This window comes from Streptomyces sp. NPDC005004 (genome assembly GCF_053600675.1).
In genome coordinates, this window is sequence record NZ_JBSGAH010000049.1 from 1 (window position 1) to 1,318 (window position 1,318).

A 1,318-nucleotide genomic window follows, 5' to 3' on the forward strand; every position below is an offset into this window, starting at 1 on the left:
CCGGGCGGCGAGGAGTATCTCGACTCGGAGAAGTACCAGCTCAAACCCCGCGACTGGGAGGCCGCCGCCCTGGAGGGACGGACCATCGCCCCCCTGATCACCCGGCTCAACCAGATCCGCAGGCAGAACCCGGCGCTGCACCGGTTGCGCGATCTCCACTTCCACGAGACGGACAAGGAATCGGTGATCGCCTATTCGAAACGCAGCGGTTCGAACACGGTTCTGGTGGTCGCGAACCTCGACCCGCACCACACCCAGGAGGCCACGGTCTCGTTGGACATGCCGCAACTCGGCCTCGACTGGCACGAGTCGGTGCCGGTGCGCGACCTGCTCACCGGCGAGTCCTATCACTGGGGCAGGGCCAACTATGTGCGACTCGAACCGGGTCGTCGACCCGCGCATGTGTTCTCGGTTCTGCGACCGTCCAACCCGCAGATCGGAGGGTCACCCACCATATGATCGTCAACGAGCCCGTCCCGGACACGTTCGAGGACACTCCCGCCCGGGACCGCGACCCTGAGTGGTTCAAGCGCGCCGTCTTCTACGAGGTCCTGGTCCGTTCCTTCCAGGACAGCAATGGCGACGGCATCGGGGACCTGAAGGGTCTCACCGCCAAGCTCGACTACCTGCAATGGCTGGGCGTCGACTGCCTGTGGCTGCCACCGTTCTTCAAGTCCCCGCTGCGTGACGGCGGTTACGACGTCTCGGACTACACGGCCGTACTCCCCGAGTTCGGGGACCTCGCGGACTTCGTGGACTTCGTCGACGCCGCCCACCAGCGCGGGATGCGTGTCGTCATCGACTTCGTCATGAACCACACCAGTGACCAGCACCCGTGGTTCCAGGAGTCCCGCGAGAATCCCGACGGACCCTACGGCGACTACTACGTCTGGGCCGACGACGACAAGCAGTACCAGGACGCCCGGATCATCTTCGTCGACACCGAGGCGTCGAACTGGACGTACGACCCGGTACGCAAGCAGTATTACTGGCACCGCTTCTTCTCGCACCAGCCGGATCTGAACTACGAGAACCCGGCCATCCAGGAGGAGATGATCTCCGCCCTGAAGTTCTGGCTGGACCTCGGCATCGACGGGTTCCGGCTGGACGCGGTGCCGTATCTGTACCAGCAGGAGGGCACCAACTGCGAGAACCTCCCCGCCACGCACGACTTCCTGAAGCGCGTGCGCAAGGAGATCGACGCCCAGTATCCCGACAAGGTCCTGCTGGCGGAGGCGAACCAGTGGCCCGAGGACGTGGTCGACTACTTCGGCGACTACCAGGCGGGCGGCGACGAATGCCACATGGCGTTCCACTT

2 protein-coding genes are annotated in these 1,318 nt (G+C 64.6%); both read left to right on the forward strand.

All coding sequences use genetic code 11. From position 1 onward, the window contains the following. Positions 1 to 459: alpha-glucosidase C-terminal domain-containing protein (locus ACWEEU_RS30570; RefSeq protein ID WP_451736927.1), on the forward strand; the 459-nt coding region annotated here is incomplete at its 5' end. Next, on the forward strand, positions 456 to 1,318 hold an 863-nt coding region (locus ACWEEU_RS30575; protein ID WP_451736930.1), incomplete at its 3' end, for an alpha-amylase family glycosyl hydrolase. The genes ACWEEU_RS30570 and ACWEEU_RS30575, both read left to right, overlap by 4 nt.